This is a genomic window from Streptomyces sp. NPDC052721 (assembly GCF_040678315.1).
Lineage (GTDB): Bacteria > Actinomycetota > Actinomycetes > Streptomycetales > Streptomycetaceae > Streptomyces.
The window spans coordinates 79,908-95,167 of sequence record NZ_JBFATL010000011.1; the positions used below are offsets into that span (position 1 = coordinate 79,908).

The window sequence follows — 15,260 nt, forward strand, 5'->3', positions numbered from 1 at the left end:
AAGATCGGCGACCAAGCCGAGCAGCACGAGGCAAGATCGGCGACCAAGCCGAGCAGCACGAGGCAGGGTCGGCGACCAAACCGAGCGGCACGAGGCAAAGATCGGCGACCTGGCCGGGCGGCAAGGGGCAGGGTCGGCGACCAAGCCGGGCCGTGACTGGCCGTCACCCCAGGCGCGGGCGGGCCCGGACCTGTGCCCGGTCCGCCGCGCGTGCGCCCTCCGTCCAGCCCGCCGCGTCGCTGACCCCCCGCAGCCGGGTCGTCGTGGTCTCCGGGAACATGCGCTCCAGCCGGCCGGTGACGGCTGTCTCACGCGTGGCCAGCACGGGCAGCAGGTCCTGGGTCACCTGTGTCTCGGCGGCGACCGCGAGCCGGTCGCCCACGCGGTGCGCGTAGGCCGCGAGGAACGACTGCCGGAAGGTCTTGGTCCGCTTGCGCCCGCCGGCTCTCTGGGCGGCCTCCGCCCTCGTCATCGCGTGCGTGGCCTGCACCAGCAGCGAGGTGTAGAGCAGTTCGACCGCCTCCAGGTCCGCCTCGAAGCCGACGACCGTGGAGAAGGCGAGCGGTTCGTTCCACACCGCGCGGCAGTGGTTCGCCGTGGCCACCGCGTCCAGCAGGACCGCCTTGGCCTGTTCGTACGGCGGCTCGACGCCGATGCGGCAGGCGCCGGGCGCGTCCGGCGCGGGCGCCCCGGCGGCGAGCAGCGCCTCGTCGACGCTGTGCCGGGCCATCAGCTCCTGCGCCTTGGCGCTGAGCGCTTCGGCCTCCTCCGGATAGCCGGTGGCCTCGGCCTTGGCGAGCAGCGCGCGGATGCGGCTGAGCATGCGGGAGGCGGCCGGGCCGGGGGCGCGCCGGTGCTCGTCCTCCAGGGGCTCCAGGGCGGGCAGGCGCAGCAGCAGGCGGTACAGCTCCAGGACCGCCGTGGCGTGCGAGAAGCGGTCGGCGGTGCGTTCGGGGCCGGCGGGCAGCGCCGTGAGCTGGCCGGCCCAGCGGCGCCCGCGCGGGCGGTCCCGCCCGGCCTGCGCCCGGATCAGTGCGGCGGCCAGGCGGACGTGCGCGTCGTCCAGCTCGCGCCGCACCAGCCGTACGACGTCGGCGGGCTGCCAGCCGCGCTGCCAGGCCGCCGCGACGAAGTCCTCGCCGCGCCGCGCGAGTTCGGCGTCGGCGCCCGGGTCGGCGGCGAGCAGGGAGGCGCCCGTGTCGAGGCCCGTGTCGGTGTCGTCGTAGAGGGCGGCCCGGAAGGCCCGTTCGACGGTGCTGGCAGTGCTGGTCACGCTGTCGATCGTGCCACGCCCCGCTGACAGCGCGCGGTCGTTGTCCACAGGCTGTGGACAACGGTCCGGTGGACCAGGAGGGGAGGTGTCAACCATCGGTTGACACCCGAGGGAGCGCAACCTACGGTTGACACTATGGCGACCAACCCCAACATCACGGCATCCGTGCGCCTCGACGACCTCATCGAGGCGATCAAGAAGGTTCACAGCGAACCCCTCGACCAGCTCCAGGACGCGGTGATCGCCGCCGATCACCTCGGTGACGTGGCCGACCACCTGATCGGGCACTTCGTCGACCAGGCCCGCCGCTCGGGCGCCTCCTGGACCGACATCGGGCGCAGCATGGGCGTGACCCGTCAGGCGGCGCAGAAGCGGTTCGTGCCCAAGGAGTCCGCCGACCTCGACCTCAGCCAGGGCTTCAGCCGCTATACCCCCCGCGCACGGAACGTGGTCATGGCCGCGCACAACGAGGCGGTGGCCGCCCGCAACGCCGAGGGCCGCCCCGAGCACCTGCTCCTCGGGCTGCTGGCCGAGCCGGAGGGCCTGGCCGCGAAGGCGATCACCGCACAGGGCGTCCCGCTGGACGCCGTACGCCAGGCCGCGACCGCCGCGCTCCCGCCCGCGGCTGACGACGTCCCCGACCTCGTCCCCTACGGCCCCGAGGCCAAGAAGGTCCTGGAACTCACCTTCCGCGAGGCGCTCCGGCTCGGCCACAACTACATCGGTACCGAGCACCTCCTGCTCGCCCTGCTGGAGCACGAGAACGGCCAGGGCGTCCTCAGCGGCCTCGGCATCACCAAGGCGGGCACCGAGGAGTACGTCGGCAAGGTGCTGTCACTGCTGCTGGAGCAGAAGAGGGAAGCAGCCGCGGCAGCCGAGTCGGCGACCGGAGCCCAGGAGCCCAGCCAGGACTGAAGCGGGCTGGATCCGCAGGTAGGAGCGATTGTCAGACCCCCCTGCCACACTCGCAGTCATGACCGACCGGTGGGCGCTCGCACCGGCCGAGGAAGGCGTGGACGTCGCCCCCCTCGGCCCGGACGGGCTGCCCGCCGGACCGGTGCGGCGGGAGAGCGATCTCGCCGCGGCGGTGCGGAGCCGCCCGGAGGTGACGCGCTGGGTGTGGCGGTCGACCCCCGAGGTCTACCCGCGACTGCTCGCCACGGGGGTGCGAGTGGAGCGGTGCTACGACATCGAGGACGCCGAAGCCCTCCTGCTGGGCCACGAGGGGCGGTACGGCGAGCCACGTTCGGCCGCCGCCGCCCTGGCCCGCCTCCGCGGCGGCCCCGTCCCGCCCGACCCGCCGCAGCGCGCGGCCGACCCGAGCGCCCAGTCCCCGCTGTTCGAGCCCGTCGGCAGGCACCTGCCCCTGCCGGACCTGCTCGCGGTCTACGCCGACCAGGTGCGGCGGCACGAGAAGACCGCCCACCCCGACCGCATGCGGCTGCTGACCGCGGCCGAGTCGGCCGGGATGCTGGTCGCCGCCGAGATGAACCACGCGGGGCTGCCCTGGAGCGCCGAGGTCCACCGCGAGCTGCTGCACGACCTGCTCGGCGAGCGGTACGCGGGCGGCGGCGAGCCGCGCCGCCTCGCCGAGCTGGCCGACGAGGTGTCCGCCGCCTTCGGCCGCCGGGTGCGGCCCGATCTGCCCGCCGACGTGATCAAGGCTTTCGCGCAGGCCGGGATCAAGGTGAAGTCCACCCGCCGCTGGGAGATCCGGTCCGTCGACCACCCGGCCGTCGAACCCCTGCTGGAGTACAAGAAGCTGTACCGCATCTGGGTGGCACACGGCTGGTCCTGGCTCCAGGACTGGGTTCGCGACGGCCGCTTCCGCCCCGAGTTCCTGGCCGGCGGCACGGTCACCGGGCGCTGGGTGACCAACGGCGGGGGCGCGCTGCAGATCCCCAAGGTGATCCGCCGGGCCGTCGTCGCCGACCCCGGCTGGCGGCTCGTGGTGGCCGACGCCGACCAGATGGAGCCGCGCGTACTGGCCGCGATCTCCCGCGACCCCGGCCTGATGGAGGTGGCCGGCCGCGAGAGCGACCTCTACCAGTCGGTCTCCGACCACGCCTTCTCCGGCGACCGGAACCAGGCCAAACTCGCCGTGCTCGGCGCGATCTACGGCCAGACCTCCGGGGACGGCCTGAAGAACCTCGCCGCGCTGCGCCGCCGCTTCCCCAAGGCCGTCGCCTACGTCGACGAGGCGGCCCGCGCGGGCGAGGAGGGCCGGCTGGTGCGCACCTGGCTGGGCCGCACCTGCCCGCCGGCCGCCCGGGCGGGCGAGGACGCGGCGGAGGAGGCGGGCATCCCCGTCGGCGAGGAGGAACCGGAGGGCCAGACCGGCTGGAGCCCCGGTCACGCGTCGACCGACTCCCGCGCACGCGGCCGCTTCGCGCGGAACTTCGTCGTGCAGGGCAGCGCCGCCGACTGGGCCCTGCTGCTGCTCGCCGCGCTGCGCCGGGCGTGCGCGGAGCTGAAGGCCGAGCTGGTCTTCTTCCAGCACGACGAGGTGATCGTGCACTGCCCCGCCGAGGAGGCCGACGCCGTCGTCCAGGCCATCCGCGAGTCCGCCGCCCTCGCCGGCCGGCTGACCTTCGGCGACACACCGGTGCGGTTCCCGTTCACGACGGCGGTGGTGGAGTGCTATGCCGACGCCAAGTAGCGCCTGTCACGTCGTGGGTGCACGACGGCTCACCAGGCGGCCGAGCCGTCGCTCAGCAGCTCCCGCAGCTCCGCCAGGACCGCCTGCTCGTCCGTGCCGTCCAGCGCCTCGCGCGCCGCGCGCCAGGCGTCGTACGCCTCCGCCCGCCGCCCCCGCTCGCGCAGCAGGAACCCGTGCTGGTGCAGGGCCAGCCCGCCCATGTACCGGTCGGCGCGGGCGTCGGCCCGGCGCAGCAGCTCAGCGCACTCGTCCGCCGCCCGCTCGCTCTGCCCCAGCTGCCGCAGCGCGCGGACCAGGCCGAGCCGGGTCTGGGACTCGCCGTGCCAGTCGCCGTGACCGCCGAGGATGCGCAGGCTCTCCTCGAAGTGCCGGGCGGCTTCCGCCGGTTCGCCGAGGGTGAGATGGGCGTAGCCGATGTTGCAGTGCGCCGAGTGCTGCACGATGACGGCACCGATCTCGTCCCCGATGGCCAGCGAGCGCCGGTGCTGCTCGATGGCGGCGCGCGGGTCGGTGTGCTCGTAGAGGTTGCCCAGATGGCTGCGGGTGACGGCCTCGCCGTACGGGTCGTTCAGCAGCCGCGAGTAGGCGAGGCTGTGCCGCAGTGCCTCCCCCGACTCCTCGAACCGCCCCAGCCCCTCCAGCAGCAGCCCGCGATTGTTCAGGCAGCGCCGGATCCGGGAGGCCGTGCCCAGCCGCCCCCAGATCTCCAGGGCCTGGTCGGTGAGGGCGAGGGCGTCGTTCTGCCGGCCGGTCAGGAAGTGCAGGCCCGCGAGGTCGCCCAGCGCGTACGCCTCGGCCTCCGGGTCCCCGAGCCGCCGCGCGGCACCGAGCGCGGCCCGCCCCAGCACCTCCATCTCGGCGACCCGGCCGCTGCGCTGCACATAGGGGAAGAGCAGCCGTACGAGCGCTGAGAGAGGGGCGGCCGTGCGCGGATCGTCGGTGCCGGCGTTGCGTGCCACCAGCGTGACGACGTTCTCCAGCTCCAGTTCCCCCCAGGCGAAGGCCTCCTCGGCCGACTCGAAGGGCGCCAGGGCCGCCACGTCCGCCGCGTGCCCCGCCGGCTGCGCGGAGGTCGGCCGCCGCCGGTCGTCCTGATCGAGCCCGGGCTCCACGATCGCCGTCAGCACCCGCTCGGCCATGGCGGCGTACCAGCGGAGGGCGGTCAGGTCGGGGACGGCGGGGGCGGGGCCGGGACGGGGTGTGTGAGCGGGGATCGCAGGGGCGGCGTCGGCACGGGATGTGCGGTCGGGGTCGGCGGTTCCGACGCTGCCGTCGGCATCGGCGGTGCTGGACGCGCCGTTGCCCGCGGTGCCGGGAGTCTGCGCGGAGAACCCGTCCCCGGCCGGCGCGGGAGCCCGGCCCAGGCCGTCCGTCCCTGCCGTGCCGGCGGCCGGGGACGCGGCGGGCCTCGGGGCGGCGTCGGCCAGTTCGCGGGCGAAGTCGCGGACCAGGTCGTGGGGCGCGTAGCGGCCGTACGCCGTTTCCTCCAGGAGGGCGACGTCGACCAGGCGGTCCAGGGCGGCCTCGGCGCGGCGCTCGTCCGTGCCGGTGAGGCGGGCGATCAGCGGGGCGCCGTAGGTGGGCAGGTCGAGCGCGCCGATGTGGCGCAGGGCGAGGGCCGCGTCCCGGTCGGCCTCGCGCTCGGCGGCGGCGAGCGCGTCGTGGGCGACGGCCAGGGAGCGGCGGACGCTCAGGTCGTCGTACTCCAGGTGACGCAACCGCCCGCCGGTCTCGGCGAGTTGGCCGGCCAGGACGTCCGGGGTCAGGGCCCGGCGGGCCGCGAGCCGGGCGGCGACCACGCGCAGCGCCAGCGGGAGCCGGCCGGTCAGCTCGACCAGCGCGTGGCCGGCGTCCAGCCCCGCGCGCCCGCTCACCGCGCGCAGCAGGGCCGCGCTGTCCTCGCCGGTCAGCGGGGAGAGCGGGAAGCGGCGGGCGCCGTCGAGCGCGGTGAGCGGCGAGCGGCTGGTGACGATCACCGCGCAGCCGGGCCCGGCCGGCAGCAGGGGCCGTACCTGGGCGGCGTTCGCCGCGTCGTCCAGCACCAGCAGGATGCGCGCGGGCGCGAGCAGCGAGCGGAGCAACGCGGCGGCCGCATCCGGGTGTTCCGGGATGTTCCGGGGCTCCGCGCCGAGGTCGCGCAGCAGCGCGGCGAGTGCCTGCGTGACGGTCAGCGGGGTCATGCCGGGGGTGGCGCCGTGCAGGTTGACGTAGAGCTGACCGTCGGTGAAACGTTCCCTCAACTCATGGGCCACATGCAGGGCCAGCGCGCTCTTGCCGACGCCGGCCATACCGCTGATCACCGCGACGGCGGGGCCCGGAGCGGGCGGCTCGGTCAGCGTGCGGCGCAGCTCGCGGCGCACGTCGGCACGGCCGGTGAAGTGGGCCGGCGGGGCGGGCAGCTGGGCCGGACGGGGGGTCTGCCGTACGGCCGGCCCTTCACCGTCCCGTGAGGAAGCGGAGGCCGTGGGGGACACGGAGGCCGCGGAGGGCGACGCAGGGGACGCCTGGGACACCGGGGACGCGGCACCACCGACGGTGCCGCTGAAGGTGCCGGGGACGGCACCCGTGCCGCTGGGGGTGCCGGCACCAGTGCGGTCGCCGTTGCCGTCGCCGACGTCATCGTCGGCGGCCAAGTCGCCCTCCCGGCGCGGCTGTCCGCCCTGTCCGGCCGGCCGCGGGGAGTCGCCGTACTCCGGGTCCCGCCGCTGCTCCTCACCGCTCCCCCGCAGCACCTCGACATGCGCCTCGCGGACCGCCGGGCCGGGTTCGATGCCGAGTTCCTCGACCAGGCGGGCGCGCAGATCACGGTGGACGGCGAGGGCCTCGGCCTGGCGGCCGGTGCGGTGCAGGGCGAGCATCAGCTGACGGTGGTACGCCTCGCGCAGCGGGTGTTCGGCGACCAGGGCCGTCAGCTCGGGGACGAGCGCGGCCAAACGGGCGCCACCGAGGGCGAGTTCGGCGTCGTAGCGCAGCTCCAGCAGAAGCAGCCGCGCCTCGCTCAGACGCTGTACGAGGGCGTAGCCGCCGATGTCGGCGGGGAGCCCGCTGAGCGGCGTGCCGCGCCACAGCGCGAGCGCGGCGGCGCAGGCGCGTACGACGCCCGGCCAGTCGCGCCGGGCGTGCGCGGCGCGCGCCTCGGCGACCCGTGCGTCGAAGACGTGCACGTCCAGTTCGCCGTGGTCGACCCGCAGCACGTAGCCCGGCGGTACGGCCCTGAGCCGCTCGGGGTCGTCCAGGAGCCGGCGCAGCCGGGTGACGTGGTTGTGCAGGGAGGCCTGCGCGGAGACGGGCGGCGCGCCGCCCCACAGCGCGTCCTTCAGCGCCTCGACCGACACGACGCGGCCGGGTTCCAGCAGCAGCGCGGCGAGCAGGGCGCGGACCTTGGGGCTGCCGATGGCCCGGACGCCGTGGTCGGGGGCGTCGTGGCCGGCCTTCTCGGCGGGACGGTGGGGGGTGGGGGGACCGGAGGTCCCGGGTGCGGCGCCGGGGGCTCCGGGAGAGGCGCCGGAGGTTTCGGGGAAGGTGTCGTGAGGGGTGACGTACGAGATCCCGTACGGCGGTCGGTCGTACAGGACCGGCGGTCCCAGCAGTCCGAAGCGCAGCTCGCACCGCCGCATCACGCCGCTCCACTGCCTTCCCGCGCGGTCAGGCCCGACCGCGCTCCACGGCGGGTGTGTACCCGCCGTTGCCTGGCGGAATTCCGCCCTGTCCACAGCGGTTTCCCGCCACCTTCCTCCCATTGGCCGACCGGCGGCCGGCCAACCGGCTCTCCGCCGGTCCGGCAGCTGAATCCGCCCATGCGAAGGGGCCGTTCCCGCTGCCGCCGGACGACTTCCGGCCAACCGCTCCGCGGTCCGCTGACGAACCGTTGGCCACATGTTAGCGATCCGTTGGCGAATCCTGATGTGATCATTCCATCGGATTCGGCCCGACGGCGCGCGCGTAGCACGCGTAACTCGGGGGAGTGTCGCCGCAGGCTGGATCCGGGGACGACAAGGGCCCCGGCCGGCGGAGGTGAACGACCGGGGCCCCGTCCCGTTTCTCTTCCTGGCTTCCCAGGCTTCCTGAGCTTCCTGAGCTTCCTGGGCTTCCTGGGTTTCCTGGGTTTCCCAGGCCGCCTTGGCCTCCTGGGCTCAGATCACCGGCGGGCGCCCCAGCCGGGTCAGCCGCCACACCGTCCGCCAGCGCATCGGCCGCCGCTCACCGGCCGGCTCCCGCAGCCCTTCCGCGAACCCGCCGAACCAGGCCTTGAGCCCCGCCGGGGAACGCGTGCGGGCGAGGGTGAGGAGCGTCCACACCCCGAGGTGCACCGGGACGAGCGGCAGCGGCAGCCGGCGCCGGACGAGCCAGACCCGGTTGCGGGCGTTGACCCGGTAGTAGATGGCGTGCCGGGCCGGTGAGGTCTTGGGGTGCTGGAGGAGCAGTTCCGGGGCGTACAGGATCTTCCAGCCGGCGTCGGCGGCCCGCCAGGCCAGGTCGGTCTCCTCGTGCGCGAAGAAGAACTCGGCGGGCCAGTCCCCGGTCTCGGCCAGCATGGCCATGCGCAGGGCGTGTCCGCCGCCGAGGAAGCCGGTGACGTAGCCACCGCGCAGCGGATCGGACGTGCCGATCCTCGGCACATGCCGCTGCTGGGTCTCGCCCCGCTCGTCGGCGATGCGGAAGCCGACGATGCCGAGGCGTGGATCGGCGGCGTACAGGTCACGCACCCGGCGCAGCACGTCGGGGTCGACGAGCAGCCCGTCGTCGTCCAGTTCCACGACGACGTCGACGTCCCCGAACTCCCGCAGCCGGGCGAGGGCGACGTTCCGGCCGCCCGGGCAGCCGAGGTTCTCCCCGACGTCGATGGTGGTGACCTCGCCGGGCAGGGACAGCCGGTGGGCGAACTCGGGCAGCCGGCAGCCGTTGCCGACGATCACGATGCGGGCGGGGGCGAGGTCCTGCTTGGCCACGGACTCCAGCAGGGCGTCGACCTCGGCGGGCCGGTTGCCCATGGTCACCACGGCGACGGCGATCCTCGGTTCCCCCACGTCCCTCACCCCATCCGGCCGACGGCGGCAGTGCGCTCCGGCCGCGCGCTGCCCGCCGTTCACCAAGATGTTGCCTCAGGGGCGGGGGTTCACCTGGCACGGCTCCACTTTGCCGCCCCTTTGATCCGGTTTTGTCGCTGCGTTCTTCCCTCCGCGAGCGGTGACGGGTTCGCTCCCCGAACCGCAGTGGTGGGCGGGTGCCTGCGCGGGGCGGTGGACTACCGAGGCCCGAAAGCCGGCTTTCGGCGCTCCCGCAACGCGGCCATGGCCTCGGGGAAGTCCGGACGTTCGAAGGATTCCCGCATCAGGGAGACGGATTCGGCCACAGCATCAGCCGCGGGCATGAGCAGGCCGTTCAGGATCTGGCGCTTGATGACGGCCATGGACGTCGGGGAACAGGATTCGGCCAGTTCGCGGGCGTATTCCTGGGCGGCTGCCAGCACCTCGCCGCGCGGTGCGGTGTGCTGTACCAGGCCGATCCGCAGGGCCTCCTCCGCGCCCACCGCCCTGGAGGAGAGCAGCATGTCCATCGCGTTGCCCACGCCGACGATCCGTGGCAGCAACCAGGCCGCCCCGTACTCGGCTATCAGGCCGAACCGGCTGAAGACAGCGGAGACCTGCGCCTCATGTGCCATGAACCGGACGTCGGCGAACAACGCGTGGACGAGGCCGAGGCCCGCCGCGCTGCCGTTGATCGCCGCGATCAAGGGCGTCCCCATGGTCAGCGGAAGATGCGCCGGGTGCCCCAGAACCGAGTCCAAGCCGTCTTCGGCGTGGCTCTCTTTCGTCGCCGACCCGGCAAGTCGGGCGAGCAGGTCCGGGGTCGCCCCCGAGCAAAAGCTGCTGCGCGCGCCCGTGACGACGATGGCGCGGACTTCGTCGTCGGCCTCGGCCTCGGCCAGGGCGTCGTAGTAGGCGCCGAACATGGACAGATCCATGCCATTACGGCGCTCGGGGCGGGCGAAGGTGATCGTCCGCACCAAGCCCTTGGTCTCTGTTTCTATGCCCGCCGTACCGGCCATGGGGTCCGCCTCTCGATTGACAGCCTACTGACTCCACTCAATGATCTGCTTATCATGAAGGCCCTGCTGATGAGCGGAGCATTGCTGTGCGACTACCGAGCCCGCTGGGCCTGTCAGGCCTGAGCACGTGGATTCCCGAAGAACGCCAGACCGCCCGGCAGGCCGTCGAGCAAGGTCTGGTGGAGGCGGAGACCGCCGCAGAACTCGGCTATGCGGCGCTGCCGGTGTCCGGCGAGGCCGCTCCCGAGATGGCGGTACGGGCCGCACGCGCGGCTCTGGAGAGCACCGGTACCGCACCGGCCGAGCTGGGCATGGTGCTGCACGCCTGGATGTACTACCAGGGGCACGATCTCTGGTCACCTCCCCACTACATCGCCGATCAGCTGGGCGCTCGACACGCCGAACCTCTGGGTGTCCAGCAGGTCTGCAACGGCGGGGCGGCGGCTGTCGAGGTGGGCGTCGCCCGGCTGCTGACCGACCCCGCCCTCCGGTACGCGCTGGTCACCACAGCGGACCGCTTCGCCGCACCGGGTTTCGACCGCTGGCGCGGGGACTACGGGATCGCCTACGGGGATGGCGCCACCGCCCTGCTGCTGCACTCCCCGCAAGAGCGTCCCGCGGAGCTGCTGCTGCACGCGGTGACCACCGTCGCCGCGCCGCAACTGGAACGGATGCATCGTGGCCGCGACCCGTTCGGACTGATGCCGCGCTCCGTGAGCGATCGGGTCGACATGCGCCGCACGAAGAAGGCCTTCCTGGAACGAGAGGGCATGGAGGCGTTCACCAAAGCCAGCGGCGAAAGCCTGGCAGTGGTCGTGGAGCGCTGCCTCGCCGCCGCGGGGCTGGCGTCCGACAGTCCGCGGCTGCGGTATGTCGTTCCTCCCCGGCTGGGCGCGAAAACCATCGACCTCGCCTATGCACCCGCCCTTCGCAGGATGCTGACGGCCGAGATACTGACGCTGGGCGGGGACACGGGGCACTTGGGCGCAGGCGACGCCGCTGCCAGCCTGGCCGAACTGCACGCGGAGCGCCGGCTGGCGCCGGGTGAGTTCGCCTTGGTGGTGAGTGCGGGGGCCGGGTTCACCTGGTCGTGCCTGCTGGTGAGCGCCGCCTGAGCGGCGGAGGCGCCAAAGCGTCACGGGACCGGGTGGCTCGCCGCGGGAGCCACCCGGTTCAGTGCGTCTCGCCCAGCGTCCTGATGGCCCGCTCCAGGTAGTCCTCGAACTGCTCCAGCTCCGCTGCGGTGAATGCGGCGCGAAGCTCGTCCTCGACGCGCAGCGCCTCCTTGTCCGCCTTCTTCAGTACGGCGCGGCCGGCCTTGGTGAGCTTATTGACAATGACCTTCTGGTGGAGCTGGGAAGGTTCGCGCTCCATCCAGCCGCGCTTCTCCAGGTTGGCGAGCACCGTCGACATCGTCTGCGGTGTCACCATGCTCTCCCTGGCCAGCTGTGCGGCCGACATTCCCCCTGGGAAGAGGGAGAGCAACAGGAGTACGGAATACCGGGGAACGGTCAGGTCGAACTGGCGCAGTACCTGGGTCTTGCGTGAGATCAATGCCTGTTCGGCCCGCTTGATGGTGTTGCCGAGCCTATTGGCAACCACTGCCGTCACGGGTGAAGGAGAATCCGAGGCATGCTTTGTCACTCTGGTGTCCGCCATATCAGTAGTCTCGCATAAAGTAGCCTACGAATCCCCTTAGCCTACGAAGCCCCTTGGCCGCGCTGCTGCGGCCGACGCGGAGGGAGTACGCAGGTGAGCCTGGCGGTGCAGGCCCGCCGTTCCTGCTCGTCACAGATGACGATCTCGTAAGTGGCCACACCGCGGCCCACGTGCAGCGGACGGCAGACGCCCTTCACCAGGCCGGAGCGCACCGCGCGGTGATGGGTGCAGGAGAGTTCCTGACCGACGATGATCCTGTCCGGTCCGGCGTGCACCCACGCGGCGAGCGAGCCGAGTGTCTCCGCGAGGACCGCGTTGGCGCCGCCGTGCATGATCCCGATCGGTTGCCGGTTGCCCTTCACCGGCATGGTGCCCACGACGAGATCAGGGCGACAGGTGAGGATCTCGATCCCCATCCGCGTCACCAGCTGTTCGTCCACGTAGTTGGGGAGGACCGGGACCGGCCCCAGGGACGCCGCCGGCTGCGTCATCTGACTCTCCATGATCGTTGAAGTAGTTATACGTGTTCTGTCATATGGTAGCGGTCGATATCGAGCCTGTGTACTGTGACGGCTCCGCCGAAGAGAGGGAGAGACCGCTGATGCGCGGCACCATGCTGGGGACTTCAGGCCCCGAGGTCGGCGTCGTGGGTCTGGGCTGCATGGGCATGTCCTGGGCTTACGACGAGCTGGGGCGGGACGACACGGCCTCCGTGGACGTCATCCGCCGTGCTGTCGACTTGGGCTGCACCCTGATCGACACCGCGGACATGTACGGCCCGTTCACCAATGAGGCCCTGGTCGGCCGGGCGCTGCGCGGCCGACGGGACGAGGTCGTCCTGGCGACCAAGGGCGGTCTGGTGGTGGACGACCCGAAGACGTACGCCAGCCACCGTGACGGGAGGCCGGAGTACCTGCGCAGTGCCTGCGAGGCCAGTCTTCGGCGCTTGGGCGTCGACCATGTCGACCTCTACCAGTTGCACCGGGTGGATCCAGCCGTCCCCGTCGAGGAGAGCTGGGGCGCCATGGCGGAGTTGGTCCGGGAAGGCAAGGTACGTGCCATCGGTCTCTCCGAGGTGTCGGTCGAGGACATCCGGCGGGCGCAGGCCGTACACCCCGTGGCGTCCGTGCAGAGCGAGCTGTCCCTGTGGAGCCGGGACGCGATCGAATCAGGGGTCTTGGAGTACTGCCGCGAGCAGGACATCGCTCTCATCGCTTTCTCACCGCTCGGGCGGGGCTTCCTTTCCGGGCAGATCAACTCCGCCGCCGACCTCCCGGAGCTGGACGGCCGCCACAGGCTGCCGCGCTTCCAGCCCCAGGCTCTGGCCGCGAACCTGGCGATCGTCGACCGGCTGCGGCAGGTGGCCGAACGCCTGAACCTCACTCCGGCCCAGGTATCGCTGGCCTGGGTGCTCGCTCAGGGCCGGCATGTGGTGGTGATTCCGGGTACGAAGAAGATTCGTTACCTCGAGGAGAACGTCGGTGCGGCCGGGGCAGAACTCGACGAGGCTGCCATGGCGGCACTGTCGGGTATTCCGGCGGCTGTCGGCACGCGTTACTGAACGCACTCCGGCCTCGCTTTCCCGGCAGGACCGCGGCCACTTACAGGTTCTGACAGCAGGACGAAAGGTGGCTTGGCTACCTTTGCTCTTCGTCCACCCCGGACGTGAGGCTCCATCCGGAATGTCGCCGCGAGAACAACGGCACGGCAGGCACCGTGCCGATAAGGCGCTCTTTCCTCTGGCTTGATTCCTCACCGCCCCGGAGACGACGAGTCCGCCGGGCGACGGCCGGTACCGGACAGATGGCCGGAGCCGTTTCGGCGGGTGACGCCGAGGAGACGCCCACGCGATCTCCGTAGGCCCGGGGCCGACTGCGGAGGGAAAGAGATCCAGTGTCCGACGGTGATCGTGTACGGGGTGTCGTGGCGGTGTTCCGGGCGACGGCACCTCGGGACGGCCCCACGCGGAGGTGCCGGCGCCGCCCTGAGACCCACGATCACCGATCCGGCGCGGTCGGGCCGGCTGAGGGCCGGCGCAACGAGCCGGCCGCGCGTCCTGGCCCCTCGACGGGGGTGCGGCACGCTGTCGTGGCGGCCGACGCGGCATCCCCCGCACAGGAGCGGTCCGAGCCCGCGCGAACGGCCGCGGGCACCTCGGCCCCGACGCCACCGGGCACCGCCGGCTCAGGCGTCGTCGAAGCGGACTTCACGGCGTCGGCGCCGCGCCGCGACCTGGTCGCGCCGACGGCCGGCGGCACGCCGTTCACCGCCGGCGGCCTCGGTGCCGCCACCGGCTCGGCGACTCGGCCGGTCGCAAGGTCATCGTCGGTCCGTGACCCAGGGTTCGGCGTGCGACGCCGTACTCGTCCTAGCAGCTGTCTGGAAGGAGAAGGAGAAAGGTGCGCCTGAGGAGTCTGGGCAACACGGGAGTCAAGGTCGGTAGCATCGGCCTCGGCTGTATGGGCATGAGCTGGCTCTACCAGGAGTCCTCCCGCGACGATGAGCGGTCCGTCCGGGTCATCAACGAGGCTTTGGACCTCGGCGGGAACCTGCTGGACACGGCCGACCTCTACGGCGCGGGACACAACGAGACACTCCTGGGCAGGGCCATCGCGGGGCGACGGGAAGAGGCCGTCGTCGCGACGAAGTTCGGGATCGTCCTGGAGGACCTCCAGCTGCGGGCAGCCCACCGCGACAACTCCCCGGCCTATCTGCGCAAGGCCGTCGAGGCCAGTCTGCGGCGCCTGAACACCGACGTCATCGACCTGTATTACGTCCACCGGATCGACCCCGCGGTGCCGTTAGGGGAGACGTGGTCCGCCATGGCCGAACTCGTCGAACGGGGCACCGTGCGCTGGCTCGGCCTGTCCGAGGCAACTGTCGCACAGGCCCGTGAGGCTCACGCGATCCACCCCGTGACGGCGGTGCAGTCCGAACTCTCGCTGTGGACCCGTGACGCGCTGGACGACGTGTCGGGTGGCATGGTCGGCTGGTGCGAGAGCGTGGGGGCGAGCTTCATCCCCTTCGCGCCCCTGGGACGCGGCTTTCTCTCCGGGACCCTGCGCGCCGGCCAGTTCGAGAGCAGCGATTTCCGGGCGGCCAACCCGCGTTTCGACCGTGCCGCGATGGAGGCGAACCAGCGCATCGTCGACGGGATCCGGGAAGTCGCCGACCGCCGGTCGATCACTCCCGCCCAGGTGGCCATCGCCTGGACCCTCGCCCAGGGGGAACGGGTCGTGCCCATACCCGGCACGAAGAACTCCCGCTACCTGCGGGAGAATCTGGCCTCGGCGGACGTCGTATTGACCGAGGAGGATCTCGCGGATCTGGACACGCTGCCCGCCCCGGTCGGCAGCAGGTACTGAGCACATGGGCACGAACGCCACCGCGTCCGCGGCCCCGGACGCATTACGTGGCACCCGCGCGCCGCCTCGATGGACGGCCCCGTCGGCGGACGTCGGGCATCGCCCCACGCCCGCCATGGGACCCACGGCGGGCGCTAGGCCCTGTCGTCAAACTCCCGTCTGCCGCGTGACGCCATGCACGCACGGCCCGCCCTCCGGGCGGACGACGGGAGTTTGACGACAGGACCTAGCACACCGGTTCAGCGGCGGCCTCGC

Annotated in this window: 11 protein-coding genes; 5 read left to right on the forward strand and 6 right to left on the reverse strand. The window is 72.5% G+C overall.

The annotated features are described in order from the left end of the window. Positions 1 to 163: 163 nt before the first annotated feature. Positions 164 to 1,273 carry a DUF2786 domain-containing protein gene (locus AB0L21_RS13605; protein ID WP_365784013.1) on the reverse strand — a complete coding sequence of 370 codons (1,110 nt, stop codon included), beginning with the start codon at positions 1,271 to 1,273 and terminating at the stop codon, positions 164 to 166. A 135-nt stretch (positions 1,274 to 1,408) separates the two neighbouring features. Between AB0L21_RS13605 and AB0L21_RS13610 the strand changes: the two genes are divergently transcribed. Next, on the forward strand, positions 1,409 to 2,188 hold the full coding sequence (locus AB0L21_RS13610) for a Clp protease N-terminal domain-containing protein (RefSeq protein ID WP_365699187.1): 780 nt from the start codon (positions 1,409 to 1,411) through the stop codon (positions 2,186 to 2,188). 58 nt (positions 2,189 to 2,246) lie between these two features. Continuing rightward, positions 2,247 to 3,932, forward strand: coding sequence for a bifunctional 3'-5' exonuclease/DNA polymerase (locus AB0L21_RS13615; protein ID WP_365699185.1), 1,686 nt, complete (start codon positions 2,247 to 2,249; stop codon positions 3,930 to 3,932). A gap of 29 nt (positions 3,933 to 3,961) precedes the next feature. Here AB0L21_RS13615 and AB0L21_RS13620 read toward each other — a convergent pair whose 3' ends face one another. From AB0L21_RS13620 to AB0L21_RS13630, 3 genes are all read right to left on the reverse strand, one after another. Next, positions 3,962 to 7,549 (reverse strand): BTAD domain-containing putative transcriptional regulator, encoded by a 3,588-nt coding sequence (locus AB0L21_RS13620; RefSeq protein ID WP_365784015.1) that lies wholly within the window; start codon positions 7,547 to 7,549, stop codon positions 3,962 to 3,964. Positions 7,550 to 8,065: 516 nt separating this feature from the next. Further along, the gene (locus AB0L21_RS13625; protein WP_365784017.1) at positions 8,066 to 8,959 is read right to left on the reverse strand and encodes a glycosyltransferase; all 894 of its coding nucleotides are present in this window, start codon (positions 8,957 to 8,959) and stop codon (positions 8,066 to 8,068) included. Positions 8,960 to 9,177: 218 nt separating this feature from the next. After that, positions 9,178 to 9,981, reverse strand: coding sequence for an enoyl-CoA hydratase-related protein (locus AB0L21_RS13630; RefSeq protein ID WP_365699182.1), 804 nt, complete (start codon positions 9,979 to 9,981; stop codon positions 9,178 to 9,180). 86 nt (positions 9,982 to 10,067) lie between these two features. Between AB0L21_RS13630 and AB0L21_RS13635 the strand changes: the two genes are divergently transcribed. After that, entirely contained in the window at positions 10,068 to 11,096 is a 1,029-nt protein-coding gene (locus AB0L21_RS13635; RefSeq protein ID WP_365784019.1) for a ketoacyl-ACP synthase III family protein, read from the forward strand. 58 nt (positions 11,097 to 11,154) lie between these two features. Here the strand turns inward: AB0L21_RS13635 and AB0L21_RS13640 are convergent, their stop codons facing one another. Next, positions 11,155 to 11,640 carry a MarR family transcriptional regulator gene (locus AB0L21_RS13640; protein WP_365699180.1) on the reverse strand — a complete coding sequence of 162 codons (486 nt, stop codon included), beginning with the start codon at positions 11,638 to 11,640 and terminating at the stop codon, positions 11,155 to 11,157. Positions 11,641 to 11,681: 41 nt separating this feature from the next. Continuing rightward, positions 11,682 to 12,131: a hotdog fold thioesterase gene (locus AB0L21_RS13645; RefSeq protein WP_365699179.1), complete on the reverse strand. Its 450-nt coding sequence runs from the start codon at positions 12,129 to 12,131 to the stop codon at positions 11,682 to 11,684. Positions 12,132 to 12,241: 110 nt separating this feature from the next. Between AB0L21_RS13645 and AB0L21_RS13650 the strand changes: the two genes are divergently transcribed. Continuing rightward, a complete protein-coding gene (locus AB0L21_RS13650; protein ID WP_365699178.1) occupies positions 12,242 to 13,201 on the forward strand; it encodes an aldo/keto reductase in 960 nt (319 codons plus the stop codon). Between the two features lie 838 nt (positions 13,202 to 14,039). After that, the gene (locus AB0L21_RS13655) at positions 14,040 to 15,005 is read left to right on the forward strand and encodes an aldo/keto reductase (RefSeq protein WP_365699177.1); all 966 of its coding nucleotides are present in this window, start codon (positions 14,040 to 14,042) and stop codon (positions 15,003 to 15,005) included. The last annotated feature ends 255 nt before the right edge of the window (positions 15,006 to 15,260 follow it).